At 65.1% G+C, this 21,877-nt stretch carries 9 protein-coding genes and 1 pseudogene; 7 read left to right on the plus strand and 3 right to left on the minus strand.

Features of this window, described 5'->3' with window-relative positions; genetic code table 11:
* Nucleotides 1–588: 588 nt before the first annotated feature.
* The 3 genes and pseudogenes from LCY71_RS05450 to nirK all read left to right on the plus strand — a co-directional run.
* The gene (locus LCY71_RS05450) at nt 589–1,674 is read left to right on the plus strand and encodes a hypothetical protein (RefSeq protein ID WP_225335348.1); all 1,086 of its coding nucleotides are present in this window, start codon (nt 589–591) and stop codon (nt 1,672–1,674) included.
* A gap of 117 nt (nt 1,675–1,791) precedes the next feature.
* Nucleotides 1,792–6,822, plus strand: coding sequence for a 3-keto-alpha-glucoside-1,2-lyase-like domain-containing protein (locus LCY71_RS05455; RefSeq protein WP_225335349.1), 5,031 nt, complete (start codon nt 1,792–1,794; stop codon nt 6,820–6,822).
* A 709-nt stretch (nt 6,823–7,531) separates the two neighbouring features.
* Nucleotides 7,532–8,581: pseudogene (nirK, locus tag LCY71_RS05460) on the plus strand (copper-containing nitrite reductase); the annotation flags it as partial.
* 458 nt (nt 8,582–9,039) lie between these two features.
* On the opposite strand, the gene LCY71_RS05465 reads toward nirK, so the two are convergent.
* Together LCY71_RS05465 and LCY71_RS05470 are read right to left on the minus strand one after the other, a co-directional pair.
* On the minus strand, nt 9,040–10,038 hold the full coding sequence (locus LCY71_RS05465) for a sugar phosphate isomerase/epimerase family protein (RefSeq protein ID WP_225335350.1): 999 nt from the start codon (nt 10,036–10,038) through the stop codon (nt 9,040–9,042).
* A gap of 499 nt (nt 10,039–10,537) precedes the next feature.
* On the minus strand, nt 10,538–10,744 hold the full coding sequence (locus tag LCY71_RS05470; protein WP_225335351.1) for a hypothetical protein: 207 nt from the start codon (nt 10,742–10,744) through the stop codon (nt 10,538–10,540).
* A 443-nt stretch (nt 10,745–11,187) separates the two neighbouring features.
* Between LCY71_RS05470 and LCY71_RS05475 the strand changes: the two genes are divergently transcribed.
* The 3 genes from LCY71_RS05475 to LCY71_RS05485 all read left to right on the plus strand — a co-directional run bounded on the left by LCY71_RS05475 (nt 11,188) and on the right by LCY71_RS05485 (nt 18,639).
* The gene (locus tag LCY71_RS05475) at nt 11,188–12,333 is read left to right on the plus strand and encodes a Gfo/Idh/MocA family protein (protein WP_225335352.1); all 1,146 of its coding nucleotides are present in this window, start codon (nt 11,188–11,190) and stop codon (nt 12,331–12,333) included.
* Between the two features lie 563 nt (nt 12,334–12,896).
* The gene (locus LCY71_RS05480) at nt 12,897–13,985 is read left to right on the plus strand and encodes a hypothetical protein (protein ID WP_225335353.1); all 1,089 of its coding nucleotides are present in this window, start codon (nt 12,897–12,899) and stop codon (nt 13,983–13,985) included.
* Nucleotides 13,986–14,055: 70 nt separating this feature from the next.
* Nucleotides 14,056–18,639 carry a 3-keto-alpha-glucoside-1,2-lyase-like domain-containing protein gene (locus LCY71_RS05485; RefSeq protein ID WP_225335354.1) on the plus strand — a complete coding sequence of 1,528 codons (4,584 nt, stop codon included), beginning with the start codon at nt 14,056–14,058 and terminating at the stop codon, nt 18,637–18,639.
* A gap of 363 nt (nt 18,640–19,002) precedes the next feature.
* Here LCY71_RS05485 and LCY71_RS05490 read toward each other — a convergent pair whose 3' ends face one another.
* Nucleotides 19,003–19,695, minus strand: a complete 693-nt coding sequence (locus LCY71_RS05490; protein ID WP_225335355.1) for an O-methyltransferase — start codon at nt 19,693–19,695, stop codon at nt 19,003–19,005.
* 958 nt (nt 19,696–20,653) lie between these two features.
* Here LCY71_RS05490 and LCY71_RS05495 point away from each other — a divergent pair.
* Nucleotides 20,654–21,820 (plus strand): hypothetical protein, encoded by a 1,167-nt coding sequence (locus LCY71_RS05495; protein WP_225335356.1) that lies wholly within the window; start codon nt 20,654–20,656, stop codon nt 21,818–21,820.
* Nucleotides 21,821–21,877 lie beyond the last annotated feature (57 nt).

Raw genomic sequence — 21,877 nt, forward strand, 5'->3', positions numbered from 1 at the left:
TTCGCCCCGCGGGAATCCCGCGTCCACGGACGCTCCGTCGAATCTGTGTCCGCGACCTCGGGGCCGGCGGAGCGCAGGCCGCCGTGACCGCGCTCCGCTGTCGACGACTGGCTGGTGAGTTCTGGTCGACTGTCCGCCCGCCTCGGCCGCCCCGAGTCGCTTTCCCCGTCGCGAGCACGCACGGCAGTGTACCCGTCTGGTCATCGTCCCCGTCGCGTGTTCTTCGGGTCGTTGTATCGACGCCAGTACGTCGATCGGCCGAGCGACCGCTGGCTCGCGAAGACGCGCGGAACGGGTTGGCGAGGCCGCGAAGCATCACTTACTGATTCGGCTCTTGATCGCGCCAGTACCACAGCCAGTGTGATTATAGACTTCACATCCGGATTCTGTACGATCACGGGGCATTCGTTTCGTCCCCAAAAACCTTTTAGTCAGTCGGCATGTTTGTACCGTCACGCACTTCCGGGTTCGAGGCAGCCGCGCGGAAGTGCGCCAAATACTCACACCCCAGTCGGGTGGTGAGAGAGATATATGCCACGGCTCATATTAGACAACATACACGACACGGATCGACGCAGCGTGCTGAAAATGCTCGGTGCAGGCGGTGCCGCAGCCGCCGGTGGCGGGTTCGGGCTCACCGCCCTGACTGGTTTAGGTGCGGCCGCCTCTGCCGACATCTCGGCCTCGAATCCCGAGGCACTCACGAGCGACGACGGCTCGGTCGACGAGGTGTTCGTCAAGCCGTCGCTGTCAGTCTCCTGGGACGGCTTCGACGACGTCGTCGGGAAAGTACGGATCCTGATCGAGGCCGCCACCGGCGCGTCCGACCTGGATCCGCCCGAAATTCAGGAACTCGATTACACGCCCGTCTTCAGGGCGACGGGTTACGCCAACGGGACGGACAACGACAGCGAAGAGGAGACGGGCCCGGGCACCAGCGGCCAGTACCAGATCAACTGGTTCGACGGCGACCGCCGTATCACCCTGTTCGACGAGGACGGCGCGCCCGACTACGAGAACGCCGGGTACAACTGCGGCGCGACGATGGAGTCGTACCTCAGCGGCACGCTCATGGGCGATCCGATCGACGACGCCCAGAACGGCTTCTACGGCGCCGCCGGCAGCACCGACGCCTTCGAGGAGACCACCGACGCCGGCACCAACGACACGACGGTATATCTTCGGTACACGATCAGTCTCCACTGGCCGGACATCTCGTTCGTCACCGAAGACAACTACGCGCTGGACGCCGAGGACGTCCGCCCGTTCTCGCCGCTAGCGATGGTGGACGGTGACGGTGGTCAATATCCCGACCTCACCGCCGAGGAGTACGGTACTACGGTCACCAGCGACGTCGCCGACGACTACGATGCGCTGTCGGCCGGCGACCTCGTCCATGCCACGGCCGTCCCCTACGGCGTCATGCAGGACAGCACCGACCACCCGGCGCTGATGACCAGCTACGCCAACTTCACCGTCACCGTCGACAACGAACAGGCCAGCGCCAACGCCTCCGGCGACACCGGCGCCGGCGCCGAAGTCGACGAGGACGTCGAAACCATCGCCGACGACGACGCAAGCGGCAACAGCACTGACGACGCCGATACACTGCCCGACGCTGACAACGGCACCGTCGGTAACCAGACCGGTGGTAACGGAACCTCGAACGAGTAGATTAGAGCCGCACGATGAGACACCGACGACTGACAGACGCTGACGTATCGAACGACGCAACCGACCGATCGATTCCCCGAAGGAGGCGACAGCATGACGACTGAAGATACAGATCAAATGTCAAACGCGGACGGCGAATCGGAATCGAACAGCAACCTGCAGCAGTTCCTGAAAGCGGGCATCGGCGCGGCCGGGCTGACCGGCCTGGCCGGCCTCACCAGCGCCCAGCAAGGCAGTCAGAACCTCATCGAACTAGAGGCGGTAACGGTCGAGACCAGCGGCGGTCGCGGCCGCTCGGAGTTCGCCTGGGAGGACGGCGAGGGCGGCGTCGTGCGCGGCCCGCCCGAGGAGGTCTGTAACATCGTCGGCGGGACCCACGTCTGGGTGGGCGTTTCGCCCGACTCCATCGCTGAGGTCACGAATCCGACGCTGGAGCTGACCGCCGGCGAGACCTACACGGTCGAGTGGACCAACACCGACGGCGAGGAGCACAACTTCGTCATCGCCGACGCCGACGGCACCGAACTCGTCACCTCTGATACCGTCTCCGAGGAAGGCGCCACCCAGTCCGTCGAGTTCGAGGCCACGGAAGAGATGGCCACCTACTACTGCGGGCCTCACTCGGAGTCCCAGAGCGGCTCCATCGAGGTCAGCGTCTCGGCCGGCGAGGTTGAGGTCAGTAACCTCGATCCGAGCAGCGTGACGGTCTCGCAGGGCGACGCGGTCGACTTCTCGGCGACGGTGTCCAACACCGGCGACAGCAGCCTCACGCAGGTCGTCTCCCTCTCGATCGACGGGAGTCAGGTCGCCTCCAAGGAAGTGTCACTCGACGCGGGCGCGGAGACGTCCGTTTCGTTCACGGGCGTCGACACGTCTGACCTCTCGGACGGGGACCACACCGTCACTATCGCCAGCGGCGGCTCGCAGGTCTCCGGGACGCTCACCGTCGAGGTAGACGCGGTAGACAGCGACTGGCATCGCGACCTCGACGTGCCGATCAACGCCGAGGAGGCGACGAACTGGGACAACTACGAGGTCACCAACGTCTTCTCGACCGGGACGATCTCAAGCGAGTACGACCTCAAGGACGGCGAAGAGGGCGAGTGGATGCAGATGGACGTCGACGCCCAGGGCCGCATCTGGGTGGTCACCCGCGGGGCGTCCTTCGTCACCGAAGGCGACGGCTACGCCGAGGTCGCCTGGGTCGACCCCGACTCCGGCGAGCATCAGCTCGCTCTCGAGATCCCGGTCGCGTTCCACGGGGGCCACGTCGCCGATTCCGGCGAGGTGTCCGCCGCCCGCGAACTCGGCGGGCAGGGAATCGCCATCGACCCCGACTTCGAGGACAACGGGTACGTGTACGTCATGTACCACCCCTCGAGCGACGACCTGGAACTCGTGGACAACCCCTACGACGACAACATCGTCTTCGCGAACATGCGCGTGTCGCGGTTCACGATGCAGGACGACGGAACGCTCGACCCCGACTCCGAGAAGGTCGTCTTTACGGTCCCCGAACAGTGGCACACCTGCTGTCACCACGGCGCCTACATCACCTTCGGGGAAGACCGCGAGTTCTACATCTCCACCGGCGACAACTCCAACAACGTCGGCAATCCGGATAACGAAGTTAATTGGTTCATGGGCGACGAGCGCCAGGGTATGATCCACGGTCGTCCTGGCCCGGTCGCCGACGCCCAGCGCACCTCCGGGAACACGGCCGACAAGCGCGGCAAGGTTCACCGGATCGTCCTCAACGAGGACGGCACCTACGACATCCCCGACGGTAACCTCAAAGAGCACTGGGAAGAGGAGACCGGCGAGTCGTACTCCGACGACGAGTTCCTGCCGTCGATCTACGTGATGGGCCTGCGCAACCCCTTCACCATCACCTACGACGATCACAGCGGCTACCTCTGGACCGGTCACTACGGCAACGACGGCGGGAGCATCAGCGACCTCGGAATGAGCGGCTTCGGGGACTACCACCTGTGGTGTGAACCGGGTAACGCCGGCTACCCCTACTACCGGGCGTACTACCCCTACCGGGACTACGACTACTCCACCAAGGACGGGACCGAGAACTGGACCGGCGAGGTCGGTCAGCCGTTCTGGCCGGACAACCTGCGCAACGAGTCGGTGAACAACACGGGCATCGAGAACATCCCGAACGTGACGCCGGCGCTGATCTGGCATCCCCAGAGCTTCGACGACTACGAGAACGCCCTCGACATCCACCCGTGGCTCGACCAGCCCCGACCCGGCGAAGTCACCTACCCCGAGCTAGATGCCGGTGGATCGGCAGACGTCGGCGTCGTCTACCGCTACGACGAGGGGTACAGCGAGCACGCGCTCCCGCCGTACTTCGACGGGAAGCCGTTCTTCATGAACCCGAGCAACGCCGACGTCGTCCGCTACCTGACGTTCAACGACGACGGCAGCCTCGACATCAACGAGTTCGGAGCGCGCGACGGCGTCGCCGCGGCCTACGACATGAAGGTCCTGCCGGACGGTCGGCTGGCCATCATGGGGATGTACTCGGGGATCCACATCGTCGAGTACAACGGCCCGGCGCCCGGTTACCAGCCCCCGCCCGAAGAAGAACAGCCCGACCGCGTCGAGCCCGCCGCCGACGGTCTCAGCGGCGACCCGCCGGGCGACGCGACCGTCCTCTGGGACGGCGACGACGCCACGCTAGATGGCTGGCAGAAACCGGACGGGTCCGAACCGGAGTGGGTCGAGACCGCCGACTACTTCGAGGTGAACCCGGACGTCAGCGGCAACGTCCAGCCCCAGGAGGAACTGGGCGACGTCCACCTCCACCTCGAGTGGCGCGTGCCCGAGGAACTCGACGGCATCGCCAACGGCCAGGGACCGGGCAACAGTGGCCTGTTCATGATGAACACCTACGAGTTCCAGATCCTCCAGAGCCACGACAACCCGACCTACCCGTCCGGCCACGCCGGTTCGTACTACAAGGCGAGCGAGGGCGGCGGCAGCGCGCCGCTCGCGATGCCGATCCGCCCGCCCGGGGAGTGGAACTCGTACGACCTGCTCTGGCGCGGACCGCGTTTCGACGACGAGGGCAACGTGATCCGCCTGCCGCAGGCGACGCTGCTGTTCAACGGCGTCGTCGTCCAGCAGCACCTCAACATCCCGGGTCCCGTCTGGTACAAGACGCTGTACCCGTTCGATCACGAGGACTTCGGCCACCCGCGCGACGAGAACGGCGACTTCCTGACGGAAGCGCCGTTCCACCTGCAGAACCACGGCAACGAGAACGACATCGTGCAGTTCCGGAACGTCTGGTACCGCGACCTGCCCGAGCGCCCGGTCACCGAGAGCGAGCACCCGGACAACGTTCCGGAGTACTCGACCTCCGGCGGCCCCTGGACGCTCCCGTCCGGCGACCAGTACCAGCCGCAGCAGATTAGCCCCGGTGGATCCAGTACCACCGGCACGCCGCCGGGCGACGCCGACGTGTTGCTCGACGACTCGATCACCATCCAGCCCGGCGACGGCGACTGGGTGAGCGACAGCAAGTACGGCGACGCTCAGGTGCACGTCGAGTACCGCATCCCCGAGGACGTCGAGGGCGAGGGGCCGCTGCGCGGCAACAGCGGCGTCCTGATGATGGGCAACTACGAGATCCAGATCCTCGACACCTGGGAGAACCCGGTCGAAGCCGACGAGTGGGCCGGCGCCTACACCCACCAGAACGGGCCGCATCACGACGCGGTCCGCGAACCCGGCGAGTGGCAGCAGCTGGACCTCGTCTGGCAGGCGCCACGGTTCTCGGGCGGCGAGCTCGAGAAGCCGGCGCAGGTCACGGCGTTCCTCAACGGCGTGGCCGTCCAGACGCGCCTCGTCGTCGACGGACCTAACAAAGGCTTCACCGTCAACCCGTACAGCGAACACGGGAAGATGCCGCTGCGCCTCCGGGAGGAAGGCAGCGAGATCGACTTCCGCAACGCCTGGATCCGGGAGGAGCAAGCCGAACTCGTCAGCGACGAACCGACGGACACCTCGGTCTCGGCTCCGTTCGGATTCGACGCAGGCGGCGAATTCCTCGACGGGACGGTCACCATCGACGGACTCGACTTCGTCGCCGACTCTCCCGCGGTGGAAGCGTCGGGCGACCCGAGCGCGAGCTCGACCAACACGGCGGCACAGGCGAGCATGTACCCGGACCCGCCGAATTCGATCGAGGGGACCGAGCACGACGCGCTCTATCAGACCGAGGTCTTCGGCGGCGACCTCACGTTCGACATCGACATCGAGAACGGTGTCTACGACGTGACCCTCCACTTCGCGGAGACGAACAGCGCGCTCACCGCGGGCGACCGCGTGTTCGACGTCTCCGTCGAAGGGCAACAGGTGCTCTCCGAGTTCGACATCTACTCCGCGGCCGGCGGGCACAACATCGCCGTGACGCGGACGTTCGAGGGAGTCGAAGTCACCGACGGTGTCCTCACCATCGCCACCGATACGATATCGGACAACTCGAAGGTCGACGGAATCGAGATCCGCCCGAGCGACGGCGGCGGCGACGGCGCTCTCGAGTACACCGTCCCGCAGACGGGCGGTGGCACGGCGGACGAGGCCGCCTTCTCGCTGGCGCCCGAGGGCGACGTGTTCGAGGACGTCGACGGCGACGGCGACCCCAGCGACGCCGACGACCTCTCGGCGGACGTCTACCTCGGCTACGACGCCGACAACCTCTACCTCACGGTGGAGGTGACCGACGACACGCACACGGCGATCAGCGGCACGGACATGTGGCAGGCTGACAGCATCCAGTGGGCCGTCGGCAGCGGCGATACGTACGGCCCCGAGTACGGCCTCAGCCACGCCGACGGCAGCACGTCCATCCATCGGTGGTTCGACGGTGACGCCGCGGCGGACGCGTCGGCCGTCGACGCCGCCACGTCGCGGTCCGGGTCCACGACGACCTATGACGCGACGATCCCCTGGGAGGCGCTGTTCGCCGAGAGCAAGGGGCCCGGCGACTCCTTCCCGTTCAGCCTCCTCGTCAACGAGAACGACGGCGACAGCCGCGACGGCGTCCTCGAGTGGGCGCTCCCGGCGATCAGTTCCGACAAGTCGGCGGACGCACTGGGCACGCTCGTGCTCGAAGACAGCGGGTGACTGGCGTCGATCACCGCCGTGACGGACGAATAGCGCGGTAGCTGGGAGGGACCGATTCCCTCCGAACTCCAGGGAAACGACGAGCCCGACGCCAAGGCCGGCGTCGGGACGCCGTTTACGAACGGTGACGTCGGTAGTTCCGATTTTCTCTTCTCTTCGACGACGACGGCCCGAGTGACGGGAGAGCGGCAACGGCAGCGATGGAGCGCCGTCCAGGAGTGACGCCCAGTGCTTTCACAGGACGCTGGCCATCACGTCTGAACCATCTGCGACGCCGGCCGCTCCAGCGTCGGTGAACGCTTGCTCCCTCGTCAGCCCCGAACCGTTGCTGCACCCGCCGACTGCAAGACGGCCGGATCAGCGGCGAAAGCAGTCCTCAGTGACGGGTACGCTGTCTGTTCGGCGTGCCTCACGGCGCGCTCACCGGTTTCACCAGCCGACTCCGCCGACGCGGCCAGAGCAAACGGACCGAGACCGCAACGCGAGCGTCGATCGCGAGTTTCCAGCTGGATCGAAGTCACGCCCTGGTCCTCTCGAACAGCTACCGTCCTGGTGCCCCCGTCCACGGGACGAAGGTTCGTGCCCTATCGATAATGATGGTCGTATAAACGATCTGGAGAACATGTCTGCCAGCGTTCTCGTCTGCCAGGAACCTCCCCCCGGTTAAAGCACCTCTGCACGGCCATCATTTGATTGAGGTATTCGAACCATGTTCGAGAGTACCAGGCGGACAGTGCTGCGAACGCTCGGTCTCGGTACAGCGGCGTCCCTGGCCGCTACCGGGACGATGCAGGCCAGCGAAGCAGCGCAATCGACCGCGAACGAGAGACAGACCGACACTGAGCGTGTCGCCGCCGATCCGACCGACGTCCCCGATCCGATCACCCGCGACGAACCGACACACCACGACGTCACGCTGACGGCGGAGGAACGCGTCGCGGAGATCGAGGACGGCGTCTCGTTCCGATTCCTGACGTTCGACGGCCAGGTCCCCGGGCCGATGCTCCGCGTTCGGCAGGGGGACACCGTGTCGCTGACCCTGGAGAACGCGTCGGACAGCAGGCTCCCCCACAACGTGGACCTGCACGCCGTCTACGGGACGGGCGGGGGTAGCGACGCCACGACCGCGGCCCCCGGCGAGCAGGCCAGTGTGCGATTCAAAGCGATGTACCCGGGCGCGTACATCTACCACTGCGCCGTTCCCAACCTCGATTACCACGTCTCTTCGGGGATGTTCGGGCTGATCCTCGTCGAGCCGACGGACGGGCTCCCCGAGGTCGACAGGGAGTTCTACCTCGGCCAGCACGAGGTGTACACCGACAAAGCCGTCGGCGAGGAGGGGCGCCACGACTTCAGCTTCGAGCGGATGACGGCCGAAGAGCCGACGTACGTCCTCTTCAACGGGGAGAAGTACCCGTTCACGCCGGACCGGTACGGGACGCTGACGGCACAGCGCGGTGAGCGCGTCCGCGTTTACCTGGTCGCCGGCGGTCCGAACTATCCCTCGAACTTCCATCCCATCGGTAACGTCTGGGCGCGCGCGTGGCCGAACGGGGCGCTCGCCACGGACCCGGACGAATACGTGCAGACGATGACGGTCCCTCCGGGGAGCTGCTTCGTCGGAGACATGGAGACGCCGGTTCCCGAGCGCATCAAGCTCGTCGACCACGCCTTGACGCGCGTCGCGCGTCGCGGTCTGCTCGCAGAGATAGACGTCGAGGGCGAGCAACGGCGCGACGTCTTCGATCCGTCGCCCGACGGGTCGACGGGCGGCGACCAGGACGACAGCAACGGAGACGAGAACGGAGGCAACGACGAGGGCGAGGACGGAGACGATGGGGACGGAGACGACGACAGCGACGACGGAGGCGACGATGGAAACGAAGACGGCGACGGGGACGAGAACGATGACGGAAACGGCGACGAGAACGAGGACGGAGAAGACGAGAGTGGGGAGGTCCCGTTGTACCTCGAATCGAACACCTGTTGACGCAGGCGGGGAACCGATCTACCACCGGAGGCGCGCACGCCGCAGAGAGCGGTATCGGCGTCCGGACAGCTACGTCCGGTCCGATAGAATGACGTCGCGTACGCGATCCGCGGACGGGTCACTGCGGCTTGCCCCTGTCACGTGGTGACCCCGTTACCTATCGCTTCTCGAAACTCGAGCGGACCAGAAAATGGGCGCAGGGGTGATCGGTGGGGACGAGTCGCCGATCAGGCCGGATTGTGCAGCTTGGCGGGGTGGGTGTCAGCGTCGACGGCGCAGATGCCGCCGGGATGCCAGGGCTGGTTGACCTTCTCTAGCCCCTCAGCACCGAGCTGCATGGACTCGAGGGGATTCTCGGGCTCGTCGTGTTCGAATACGAGGTACTCTGGATTACCCGCGTTTCGGATGGTGTTCGCGACCGCACGCATGTTGACGTCGCCTTCGTGGAACTCGGTAAACGCCTCCGGATCGACGGTCATGTTCTTCATGTGCAGCGTCCGGACGTTCTCCGGGTGGTCTGCGATGAAGCGGATCGGGTCGGCCCCGCCGACGAGGACCCAGCCGACGTCGAGCTGGATCTGGACCTGGTCCTCGAGGTTCTCGGCGAAGACGTCGTACCCGGTCGTGTCGCCGATCTGCGCGAACTCGGCGTCGTGGTTGTGGTGGCCGAGCGCGAGCTCGGTATCGGAGAGCAGATCGGCCGCGGCGTTGAATCGCTCGGCCAGGTCGATGACCGCCGATTCGTTGCCCCAACCGCCGTCGGGGGCCACACCCGGATCGATGAGGATGGGATCTCCGAACTGCGAGAACGTATCGATCATCGCCTGGGTGTTGTTTTCGATCTCACTGAGACTGATGTGCGCGCTACTCATCTCCAGACCGGTGTCGTTCGCCGCCTGGAGGATCGGATCCACGTCAGTCCCGGCGCCGACCCGATAGGTTTCGAACGCGTCGTAGCCGACGTCTGCGGCTTCGTGAACCAGTTCTGCGGGCGAGAGGCCCGTGTCCCGGTACGAGTAGAACTGCGTGGAGGTCGGGATGTCGTCCGACGTCTCCTCCGCCGCACCGGCCTGGGATTGCCAGGAGTCCGTCTGTCCGCTGGCCGCTCCGGCGGCGAACGTCGCCGCCATACCGGCTGCTCCGATGCCCTGGAGTACTTCTCGCCGGTTCACGTCCAGGCTTTTGGTTTCACTTCTCTCACTCCGGTCGGTAGCCTTCTGGGGCATGGATGACATATTATCGTAGACGAACTTAATTGTTTGGTGGCAGATATCCGTAAGTGAGCGCCGATCAGCCGACGAGCTTCTGGACTGTTCTATCCGTGTTCTCGTCTCAGGGGGCGAGAGACTCTATCACGGGGCGGCTGAATTCCTGCGACGCTACAGCGATCGGGAACTGTTCCGAATGCCGGAACGACCATTATAGATAACATGGGTATCGATGTTATGTTGAACTACCTTTCCCGCTTTCGCGAACAGCACTGTCCTGTGAATCGGACCCCACCGTCTCGGGGTCGGCCACCGACGGACGGTCCGTCGGGCGGACGACCGCCGAACCGTGGTCCGTCTCCGCGAGCACAGGTCCTGCCAGTTGGAAGCGGCTGACAGATCCGTAGACGAACGAGGGCGAGTCCCTCGAGACCACTCCCGATGTGGACTCTAAAGGGGCGCTGTAGCCGCGTACACGCGGACCGGACTCTCCCCCGTTCGACCGTCGGTCGGACGGCTACTCTGGAACCCAGTCCACGTCCGCTTCCTTCTCGAACACGCCGTCCCGAAGCATGGTGCCGGCTTTTTCGAGCCCCTCCGTCGGCCCGGCGAGCGAGTCCACCCACTCGATGCTCATGACGTCGTCGTAGCCGACGAGTCGGAACGTGCTGACGCTGTCCCGCCCGGCGTCCTCGTCGTGCCCGTATCCGACGGAGCGGAACATCTACGCCCGCCCTGTTCGCGGTTGAAGGACGTGTTGTCGAGGACGCCTTCGATCTCGGCGTTGGCGTCGGACACTCGCACGTCCTTTGCGTGCACGTAGTGGCGCGCGTCGCGATCGGCCAGACACCGGATCGCCTTCGGGACGTCGATCCCCTGCTACCACAGAAGAGACGGGTCGAGGTTCGCCCCGACGCGCTCGTTCGTCGCCCCCCGGAGTCGCACGAGCTGGGTCGGATCGGACACGAGCACGTTCGGATGCAGCTCGACGGCGATCTCCTGGGGTGACGCGTCGATTGCTGAGCCGCCGTGATCGCAGCGTGGCAGCGAAATATTTACGTCTACGCTAGCTGCCACTGTTCACGTGATCGCGACGCTGACTGCAACTCGACGCTATCGTCTACCGGCCCGACCGTCGACCGCGACCGACCGTCGAGGGGTGGATCGATGACGCTCGACGTCGGAATGCTCGGATACCGGTTCATGGGGAAGGCTCACTCGAACGCGCTCGACCGCCTCCCCATGTTCTTCCCCGACGCCCCGGAGACCAACCGAGACGTCATCGTCGGTCGGGACGAGGACGCGCTCGCCGAGGCCGCGGAGACGCTCGGGTTCGATCGGACCGCCACGGACTGGCGGGACGTCGTCGACGAGGTGGACGTCTTCTACAACCTCGCGCCGAACCACGTCCATCCGGAGCCCTCCGTCGCGGCGCTGGACGCCGGAACGCCCGTCTTCTGCGAGAAGCCGCTCGCACCTACCCTGGCGGCTGCCGAGGAGATGGCGGCGGCGGCCGCCGACGCGGCCGTCCCCGCGGGCGTCGCGTTCAACTATCGGTTCGTGCCTGCACTGCGGTACGCACGGAACCTGATCCAGGCGGGCGAGCTCGGGGAGATCCATCACTTCCGCGGGCGGTACCGCCAGGACTGGCTCGTCGACCCCGAGGCCCCCTGGAGCTGGCGCAACGACGAGGAGATGGCCGGCAGCGGCGCGCTGGGCGACCTCGGCGCACACACGATCGACCTGGCGCGATTCCTGATCGGTGACGTGGTCGGTGACGTCGACCGCGTGAGCGGCCACCTCCGGACGTTCGTCGAGGAGCGACCGGTCGACTCCGGGGGTGGCAGCCTGGAGAGCGACGGGGCCGACGCCGCCGAAACGCGGGCGGTGACGGTCGACGACGCGTACAGCGCGCTCGCGGAGTTCGAGAACGGTGCCACGGGGACCTTCGAGGCCACCAGGTTCGCGAACGGCTACAAGAACGATCACGCCATCGAGATAGAGGGTTCGCAGGGGAGCCTCCGGTTCGACCTCGAACGGCTCAACGAGCTCGAGGTGCGGCTGGACGGTAACCGGGGCTTCGAGACGATTCTCGTGACGGACGCCGACGACCCGTACGTCGAGCACTGGTGGCCGCCGGGTCACGTCCTCGGCTGGGAACACCTGTTCGTCCACGAGAACTACGAGTTCCTCTCGGCTATCGCCGAGGGGTCGACGTACGAACCCAACTTCGGCGACGGGGTAGCCGTCCAGCGCGTCCTCGCGGCGATCGACCGGAGCGACGAGATCGGCGAGTGGGTCTCCGTCGAGTAGGATCGCTCTATTTCGATCCACTGAACGCAGCCCTCTTGCGACGCTTGCGGCGCCCCTCGGCGAGCAGACAGTCGCTCGTCTCGACGTCTGCTGCACCCCAGTGGTACCACACGCAATCCACGGCCAGCAGCCGGCACAACTACGGAAGCACGTTCGAAGTGCCCGGTAGTGCCACCAGTGCCAGTCCCGCTCGAATACCGCATCGAGACCGGCCACGTGCCCACGTACTGAGAGTGGACCGGCCCTCTGGATGACTCTCGATAGTCAGTGTCCGGAAGCAGACTCTGTCCTTTTCAGTTACGTGTGAGCTGGCAGAACACAACACAGGACGGCTGTTATTGTACAACTCTCTGTTCCGGTTGCCCGACAGCTACCTGAGACGGGTACTCGAAGACAGTGACAATCTTTGATCCTAGCTCCTCAGCGAATAGGCATCTATCACTCCAAATGACCCTCAGAATTAAATACCAGTTGGACATAATTTCTGTCATACACCTCTGCGTCAAGCCAGTCACGCGGAGGTGTGCTAACCACCCACGCCCTCGTGGGACGGAGACAGTCACATGTCCAAGGACACATCTGACGGTTTGTACGGCGCGGACAGACGTAGCGTACTCAAATACCTGGGAACGTCGGGGGCAGTCGCCGCCGGCTCGGGCCTCGGGCTGACGATGTTCAGTGGCTCCGGTGCAGCGGCGTCGGCCGACATCTCGGCGTCGAACCCGGAGGCGCTGTCCAGCGACGACGGGTCGGTCGACGAGGTGTTCATCAAGCCGTCGCTGTCGGTTTCGTGGGACGGCTTCGACGACGTCGTCGGCAAAGTCCGGATTCTGGTCGAGACCGCTACGGGCGCGTCCGACCTCGACCCGCCAGAGATCGCGGAGCTCGACTTCAATCCCGTGTTCCGTGCCACCGGCTATGCTAACGGCACGGACAACGACAGCGAGGAGGAAACCGGACCGGGTACCAACGGCGAGTACCACATCAACTGGTTCAGTGGCGACAAACGCATCACCCTGTTCGATTCGGACGGCGCGCCCGACTACGAGAACGCCGAGTACAACTGCGGGGCGACGATGGAGTCGTATCTGAACGGCACGCTGATGGGGGACCCCATTGACGACGCCCAGAACGGCTTCTACGGCGCCGCCGGCAGCACCGACGCCTTCGAGGAGACCACCGACGCCGGCACCAACGACACGACGGTATATCTTCGGTATACTATCAGTCTCCACCGGCCGGACATCTCGTTCGTCACCGAAGACAACTACGCGCTGGACGCCGAGGACGTCCGACCGTTCTCGCCGCTGGCGATGGTGGACGGTGACGGTGGTCAATATCCCGACCTCACCGCCGAGGAGTACGGTACTACGGTCACCAGCGACGTCGCCGGCGACTACGACGCGCTGTCGGCCGGCGACCTCGTGGCTGCGACGGCGGTGCCCTACGGTGTGATGCAGGACAGCACCGACCACCCGGCGCTGATGACCAGTTACGCCAACTTCACCGTCACCGTCGACAACGAACAGGCCAGCGCCAACGCCTCCGGCGACACCGGTGCCGGCGCCGAGGTCGACGAGGACATCGAAACCATCGCCGACGACGACGACGCGGGCGGCAACGAGACCGCCGGCAACCAGACGGACGAATGAGACAGATATCGACCGCTTCGTCGATAACGTATCGCGCGACAACCGGACGCCAGAACGCACAACTGCGGCAATGACGAACGACTCCACCAACGACGCGACAGACGTATCGACGTTGACCACCAACCGCCGCCGATTCTTGCAGTCGGCCGGCGTGAGTGCTGCTGGACTCGCGGCATTCGGCGGCCTCACTAGCGCCCAGCAGAGCGAGGATAACCACATCGAACTAGAGGCCGTCACTGTCGAAACCGGCGGCGGCCGCGGCCGCTCGGAGTACGCCTGGGAGGACGGCGAGGGCGGCGTCGTACGCGGCCCACCCGAAGAAGTCTGTAACATTGCGGGTGGGGCCCACGTCTGGGTGGGGGTTTCACCGGACTCGATTGCCGACCTCACGAATCCGACGCTGAAGCTGACGGCCGGCGAGACGTACACCGTCGAGTGGACCAACACCGACGGCGAAGAGCACAACTTCGTCGTCGCCGACGCCAACGGTACCGAGCTCATCTCGTCTGAGACCGTCTCCGAGGAAGGCGCCACCCAGTCCGTCGAGTTCGAGGCCACCGAGGAGATGGCCACCTACTACTGCGGCCCCCACTCCGAATCCCAGAGCGGCGACATCGAGATCGAAGGCGGTGACGGAGGTGACGACGAGTGGATCCAGCTCTTCGACGGCGAGAGCCTTGACGGGTGGACGCCCAAATTCTCGGGCCGTCCCGTCGGCGAGAACTACAAGGACACGTTCACCGTCGAGGACGGCGTCCTCAGAGTCGATTACGACGGGTACGACGAGTGGGACAGTACGTTCGGCCACCTCTTCTACGAGGAGGAGTTCTCCCACTACATGCTCCGGGCCGAGTACCGATTCGTCGGCGATCAGGTCTCCAGCGCCCCTGACTGGGCCTTCCGGAACAACGGGCTCATGCTCCACGGCCAGACGCCGGAGGAGATGGACGTCGATCAGGACTATCCCGACTCGATCGAGGTCCAGCTCCTGGGTCAGTCGGCGGACAGCGATACAGAGCGTGCCACCGCTAACGTCTGTACGCCGGGCACCAACATCGTCATGGACGGCTCGTTACACGAGCAACACTGTACCCGCTCGGAGTCGGACACGTACCGCGGCGACCAGTGGGTGACGGTCACGGTCGTGGTCCGCGGGAACGAAGCCATCCGTCACATCGTCGAGGACGAGGGGGTCGTGATGAGTTACTCCGAGCCGCAGCTGAACGACGGGACTCCGCTCACGGGGGGAACCATCTCCATCCAGTCGGAGAGTCACCCGACGGAGTTCCGCACGATCGAACTGAAGCCGATCGATCCCGAGGCGCCGATCGAAGCGGTCGAGCCGTCGAGCCCGCTCTGGAGCAGCTACACCAAGGACGAGCTGGCCTCGGGCCTCGAACAGCCGATGGCGATCGAGGTCACGCCGGACCACCGGGTCTTCTTCACCACGCGCGGGCCACCGGTCGACGGGGACGGAAACACCGCGACGACGGAGGTCGGCGTGGTCGATCCCGAGACCATGGAGACCACGACGGCGCTCGAACTCGACGTGTACACCTCCGGCGAAGACGGGTTACAGGGACTCACGCTCGATCCGGACTTCGAGGAGAACGGGTGGATCTATCTCTACTACTCCGCGCCACATGGAATCATCGACGAGGAGCCCCACAAGCGGTTGTCGCGGTTCACGGTCGAGGGCAACACGATCGATCCGGAGTCCGAAGTCGAGTTACTCAGGGTCCCATCGGTGGACAACCCGTGCTGTCACGTCGGCGGCGACCTCGAGTTCGGACCGGAGGGGAACCTCTGGCTCTCGGTCGGTGACGACACGAGTCCGTTCGCGACCCTCTACTCGCCGATGGACGAACGCGACGGACGGGAGCTGTACGACGCCCAGCGGTCGGCCTCGAACACCAACGATCTCAGAGGGAGCATCCTCCGGATCACGCCGACCGACGACGGCGGCTACGAGATTCCCGACGACAACATGTTCACCGGTCCGGAGTACGCCGACGCGCGCGAGAACGACCTCGTGCGCGAGGAGATCTACGTGATGGGCTGTCGCAACCCCTTCCGGATGGACATCGACGAGGACGGCGTCCTGTACTGGGGCGACTACGGACCCGACGCACGAGAGTGGGCCGACGACCAGGGTCCGCCGGGAATGGTCGAGTTCAACCGGGCCGAGGAGCCCGGCTATTACGGATGGCCGTACGTCGTCGGGCCCAACATCCCCTACGTCGACGGTGAGTTCGTCGACGCCGACAACGATCAGGGGTGGACCTTCGAGTCCTCCGGCGATCCGTTCGATCCGCAGAACCTGCGGAACACCTCGCCGAACAACACCGGCCTCACCGACTTGCCCGAACCCGAGGATCCGACGATCTGGTACCCCTACAGCTGGGACGCCCTGCTGGGTTCCCCGCCCGCCTACGCGGAGGAGTACCTGCCCGACGAACCACCGTTCCCGGACTTCGAGGGCGGCGCGCCGATGGGCCTGCCGGTCTACGAGCACCAGGACTCCCACGGCGAGAACGCTCTGCCCGAGCGGTTCTTCGACGGGAAGCAGATCATCGGCGAGTGGGGCCAGCAGTGGATTAGGTACGTATCCTACGACGAGGAGGGCGACGTCGAGGAGATCAACGAGTTCATGCCGGACACGGACTTCCTCTCGCCGATGGACATGACCGTCGGGCCGGACGGGACGCTGTACCTCCTGGAGTGGGGCGACGGGTACGCCGGCGATCCCATCTCCGAGAACTCCGGGATCTACCGCATCCAACGCGAGATCGGCGTCGACTTCGAGAACGTCGGAAGCGAACTGGTCACCGGACCGGGGACGACGACCACGGTGAACGCGACGGTCACGAACCCGTTCGGCTCGGCCATCGAGAACGGCGAGGTCACGCTTAGTGCACCGGACGATTCGGCGATCGAGGTGACCGCCGTCGAGGGCCAAACGTTCGACTCGCTCGGGTCGTACCAGTCCCAGTCGATGTCCTGGGACGTGACGGTCCCAGACGGGGCCAGTGACAGTCACGAGCTGACGGCGGCCGTCAGTTACACCGGTACGGACGGTGAGCAGAGCCGCACCACGCCCGCATTCACGATCACGGTCGGTCAGAGCATCGCCGGCGACTGGCAGTTCCAGACCGGCGACGACGACGCCTGGAGCGACCCGTCGTTCGACGACAGCGGCTGGGAGACCGTCGAGCTTCCGGATCACTGGGAGGACCACTCGAACTACACCGACGACGAGGTCTTCGGGTGGTACCGAAAGACCGTGACCGTCCCCGAGAGCTGGGAAGGCCAGGACATCACGCTCAGAGTCGGCAAGATCGACGACGTCGATGAGACGTTCTTCAACGGTACGAAGGTCGGCCAGACAGGGACGTTCCCGGAGAACGGGTACGAAACCGCCTGGGATGCGTCCCGAGAGTACACGGTCAGCTCTGAGACCGTCGACTACGGCGGCGAGAACGTTATTGCGATCCGCGTCTACGACGGTGCTTCCGGCGGCGGGCTCTACGAGGGGCCGCTCCTGATGATCCCGTCGTCCGACGGCAGTGGCGGCGGTGACGACGGCGACCAGACGCTCCAGGACGGCCTGGAGGTGCACCTCCCGCTGGACGGCGACACGCCGACCAACGAGATCACCGGCACCGACGCTACCATCGAAGGCGACGTGACGACCGGTCAGTCCGGTGTCCTCGGGAGCGCCTACGAGTTCGACGTCAACCAAGAGACCGGGGTCGAGATCCCTCCGTCCGAAGCGACGGCGGGCGATGGCGTGATAACCGAGCCTCTCCCGATCAACGGCGATGGGGCGACCGCGGCCGCGTGGATCAACTACACCGACCACGAGCAGTGGGGCCGCGCCCCGTTCCAGATCGGCGGCTCTCTCGAGGACGCGCCCGCAGACGGCTGGAACGTCCAGTTCGAGAGTAACACGGATACGATTCGGCCGGAGCTCTGGGACGGCGGTACTCCCAGCAATGGATCCGGTGGGACGCCCATCCCGGTCGAGTCGGGAACGTGGTACTTCGTCGTGGTAGTCGTCGAGGGTGGGACCTCTAGGCTCCACGTCTTCGACCAGGAGGGCGAACTCGACGCCTCGCCACAGGTCTGGACCGGCGGGTCGCGCAGTCAGGCCGAGAGCGCGCCCCTCTGCATCGGCGTCGGCCAGGGCTACGACATGGCAGGCCGCGTCGACGACGTCTGGGCGCACTCCCGCGCCCTCTCCGCGGACAAAGTCAGCGAGCTCCACTCGCTGTCGCTCGAGGGAAGCGGTTCGAGGGCACTCGACCCGTCGACGACGATCCGACTCGACGGCCAGATCAGCAGTTGGGTGGGACAGGCCCCGTCGAGCATCGACGGGACCTCGAATCCCACGCTCACGCTACAGGCCGGTGAAACCTACACGGTCGAGTGGACGAACGTCGACGGGATCGGACACAACTTCGAGATCCTCGATCACGACCAACCCGAGTACTCCGGCCACATTGTCAACGACATCTCGACGTCCCTCATGTCCAATCAAGGCGAAACCCAGACCGTCGAGTTCACGGCCACCGAGGAGATGGCTCGATACCAGTGCCGTCCGCACCGGTCGAGTATGCACGGCGACATCGAGGTGATCGGAAGCAGTCAGTAACGACGGTATCGAACTGACCGCTCTGGTCCGCGGGCGTGTCTACTGACGAGGCGCCTGGACTGTCCCACGTTAGCTCACCGACAGTTCGGCTCTCGCCGGTCGTCGACCGACGGCTGGCAAAACGTCGACAGACTGTACCCGGGAGCGGGAGCACTCGCAAGTCCGTCATCGTGCCACGTAGCAACGAGGACCGGTGAACCGACTGCGTGAGCGGTCACTGTCAGACGTTCGTCGCGGAGCACACGGACATCGCCGATTGTCCGATCAGGTCTGGAAATCTGGCAGCAACGAGGACGGCGAGTGGCCTCCGAGGTATGACGGCCTAGTCCGCTGCGTTCTCCAGTCCTCTGATCGGCGCTCGACCTATTTCTTCACGCTGACGACGAGGCCTTCCCCGACGGGGAGGAGGCTCGTCTCGAAGTTCGGTTCGTCTCGGACGTGCTGGAGGTATCGCACGACGCCAGCGGTAGTCTCGTCCATCGCGTCCCAGTCCGGGTCTCCTCGTAACGCCGCGAGCGCGCGGTCCTCCTGGACAGCGGGACCGGCCATCACGTTGTCGGCGCAGATCACGCCCCCCGACGGGACGTCGTCCTCGACGAGTTCGAACGTCTCCAGGTACTCCTGCTCCAGGTTGTCGATCAGCACGAAGTCGAACTGACCGTCGTACTGCCGGTAGGTCTCCAGCGCGTCGCCTACTTCGAAACGAGCCAGATCGGCGTAGCCGCCGCGCTCGAAGAACGACCGCGCTTCGTCGAGGTTCGCTCCGTCGAAGTCGGTCAGGACGATCTCGCCGTCGGACGGTAACGCCGGGGCGATCCAGTACGCGGAGTATCCCTTCCCCGATCCGAACTCGAAGGCGCGGTTAGCACCAGTCATCCGCGCGACGATTCTGAGCGTCCCACCGACCTCGGGACCCACGATCGGGAAGTCGTCGTTCACGTTGTGGGTGACCATCTCGTCGAACACGGAGTCCGTTTCCGGTGTCATCGCCCGCACGAACTGGGCCACGTCGTCGTCGAGAACTGAGTTCAGTACGTCGTATTCGTCCGGAACCATACCCCGGTAGTCGCCACAGGGGTGGAAAAGGTCTTCGTCGACGGCTGATCGAGCGACCAGAGCGGCCTTCGAGCCGTCGTCACGACGCCTCTCTACCGCCCCGCATTCGAAGGCGGCGGCGACGGCGATGACGGGGCAGCGATGCAGCGCAGGGAGACCAGGGACTCCGCTAGACTAGAACACCTGATGCGCTAGACGGTGCCACAGGAACTGGGAGGGTGTCGACGCGGATGCCACAGAGTCACTGGCTCGGTTGCCGTCTACGCTGACGAGCCGTACAGCAGCGTAGCCCCGGATCGACGATCTGCTGCGTAACTCGTCTCACTGAAGCGTCCTGAAACCGACGGTGCGGGAGTCGAGGACCGGCGTGATCGTGGACGTGCACCGGCAACCCATCTGGTCTGACTCTGTCCCTTCGCCGAGGAGCACTGTGGACTAGAACTAGTAGGAGCGATCCCGGATCGAATTACGCTCTCTCGTACGAGACCGAAGTATAACAGCAGTACCGTCGTTACTATACTATCCTGTTTCCGATTACCGGAATCGTGGCGCAGTATTCACGGGGAGTACGTTTTCCCTGTGAGGCAACGAAGTGGTCACTCGCGATTCGTGCCGGTCTACGCAGAGTGACCCCCTGAACCAGTCGTAGCTGTGATCGAGCCGCGGTCGCGGTACTCGCGATCGCCGTGGTACCGATCGGTCCGGTAGGAGAATCTCAGACACGGAGACCGTTCGAACGAGCGAGTGCCGGTAGTGGGATCGGCGGAGACCAGCGCTACACGCTACGCGCGATCACTGGCAGCCGCGTCCGATCTGTGATGGTCTAGATGGCACGCCTTTCGTACCACCATCAAGACTAAATAACACCAGTTCGTTCTTATCACCGTACACTTCCGCGCCAGATAGACGCGTGAAGTTGTGCCAATAACCCACGTCATCGTGGGGCGGAGATATCCACATGTCCAAGGACACATCTGACGGTCTGTACGACGCGGACAGACGTAGCGTACTCAAATACCTGGGAACGTCGGGGGTAGTCGCTGCCGGCTCTGGGCTCGGGCTGACGATGTTCAGCGGCTCGGGCGCGGCCGCGTCGGCGGACATCTCGGCGTCGAACCCGGAAGCGCTGTCGAGCGACGACGGCACGGTCGACGAGGTGTTCATCAAGCCGTCGCTGTCGGTTTCGTGGGACGGCTTCGACGACGTCGTCGGCAAAGTCCGCATCCTGGTCGAGGCCGCCACCGGCGCGTCCGATCTGGACCCGCCCGAAATCGCCGACCTCGACTTCATGCCGGTGTTCCGCGCCACGGGTTACGCCAACGGGACGGACAACGACAGCGAAGAGGAGACGGGCCCGGGCACCAGCGGCCAGTACCAGATCAACTGGTTCGACGGCGACCGCCGTATCACCCTGTTCGACGAGGACGGCGCGCCCGACTACGAGAACGCCGGGTACAACTGCGGCGCGACGATGGAGTCGTACCTCAGCGGCACGCTCATGGGCGACCCCATCGACGGCGCCCAGAACGGCTTCTACGGCGCCGCCGGCAGCACCGACGCCTTCGAGGAGACCACCGACGCCGGTACCAACGACACGACGGTATATCTTCGGTACACGATCAGTCTCCACCGGCCGGACATCTCGTTCGTCACCGAGGACAACTACGCGCTGGACGCCGAGGACGTCCGCCCGTTCTCGCCGCTGGCGATGGTGGACGGTGACGGCGGCCAGTATCCCGACCTCACCGCCGAGGAGTACGGTACTACGGTCACCAGCGACGACGCCGACGACTACGACGCGCTGTCGGCCGGCGACCTCGTCCATGCCACGGCCGTCCCCTACGGCGTCATGCAGGACAGCACCGACCACCCGGCGCTGATGACCAGCTACGCCAACTTCACCGTCACCGTCGACAACGAACAGGCCAGCGCCAACGCCTCCGGCGACACCGGCGCCGGTGCCGAGGTCGACGAAGACGTCGAAACCATCGCCGACGGCGACAACAGCTCCGACGAGGCCGACGACGCTCCGGCCGACGTCGGCAACGGCACCGTCGGCAACGGCACCGTCGGCAACGGCACCGCCGACGACGGGACCAGCGGTAACGAGACGAATGACACCTGATAGCGAGCACTATATGGACCGATTCAGACACTACCTGACAACTGTGCTGAACGGAGG

The sequence above is a fragment of the Halomicrobium urmianum genome (assembly GCF_020217425.1).
Lineage (GTDB): Archaea > Halobacteriota > Halobacteria > Halobacteriales > Haloarculaceae > Halomicrobium > Halomicrobium urmianum.

Bases quoted from the DNA above. Each gene is read 5' to 3' on its own strand.
- LCY71_RS05470 (WP_225335351.1), bottom strand. From the start codon at position 10,744: ATGTTCCGCTCCGTCGGATACGGGCACGACGAGGACGCCGGGCGGGAC.
- LCY71_RS05455 (WP_225335349.1), top strand. From the start codon at position 1,792: ATGTCAAACGCGGACGGCGAATCGGAATCGAACAGCAACCTGCAGCAG.
- LCY71_RS05465 (WP_225335350.1), bottom strand. From the start codon at position 10,038: ATGCCCCAGAAGGCTACCGACCGGAGTGAGAGAAGTGAAACCAAAAGC.
- LCY71_RS05495 (WP_225335356.1), top strand. From the start codon at position 20,654: ATGTCCAAGGACACATCTGACGGTCTGTACGACGCGGACAGACGTAGC.
- LCY71_RS05485 (WP_225335354.1), top strand. From the start codon at position 14,056: ATGACGAACGACTCCACCAACGACGCGACAGACGTATCGACGTTGACC.
- LCY71_RS05480 (WP_225335353.1), top strand. From the start codon at position 12,897: ATGTCCAAGGACACATCTGACGGTTTGTACGGCGCGGACAGACGTAGC.
- LCY71_RS05450 (WP_225335348.1), top strand. From the start codon at position 589: ATGCTCGGTGCAGGCGGTGCCGCAGCCGCCGGTGGCGGGTTCGGGCTC.
- LCY71_RS05475 (WP_225335352.1), top strand. From the start codon at position 11,188: ATGACGCTCGACGTCGGAATGCTCGGATACCGGTTCATGGGGAAGGCT.
- LCY71_RS05490 (WP_225335355.1), bottom strand. From the start codon at position 19,695: ATGGTTCCGGACGAATACGACGTACTGAACTCAGTTCTCGACGACGAC.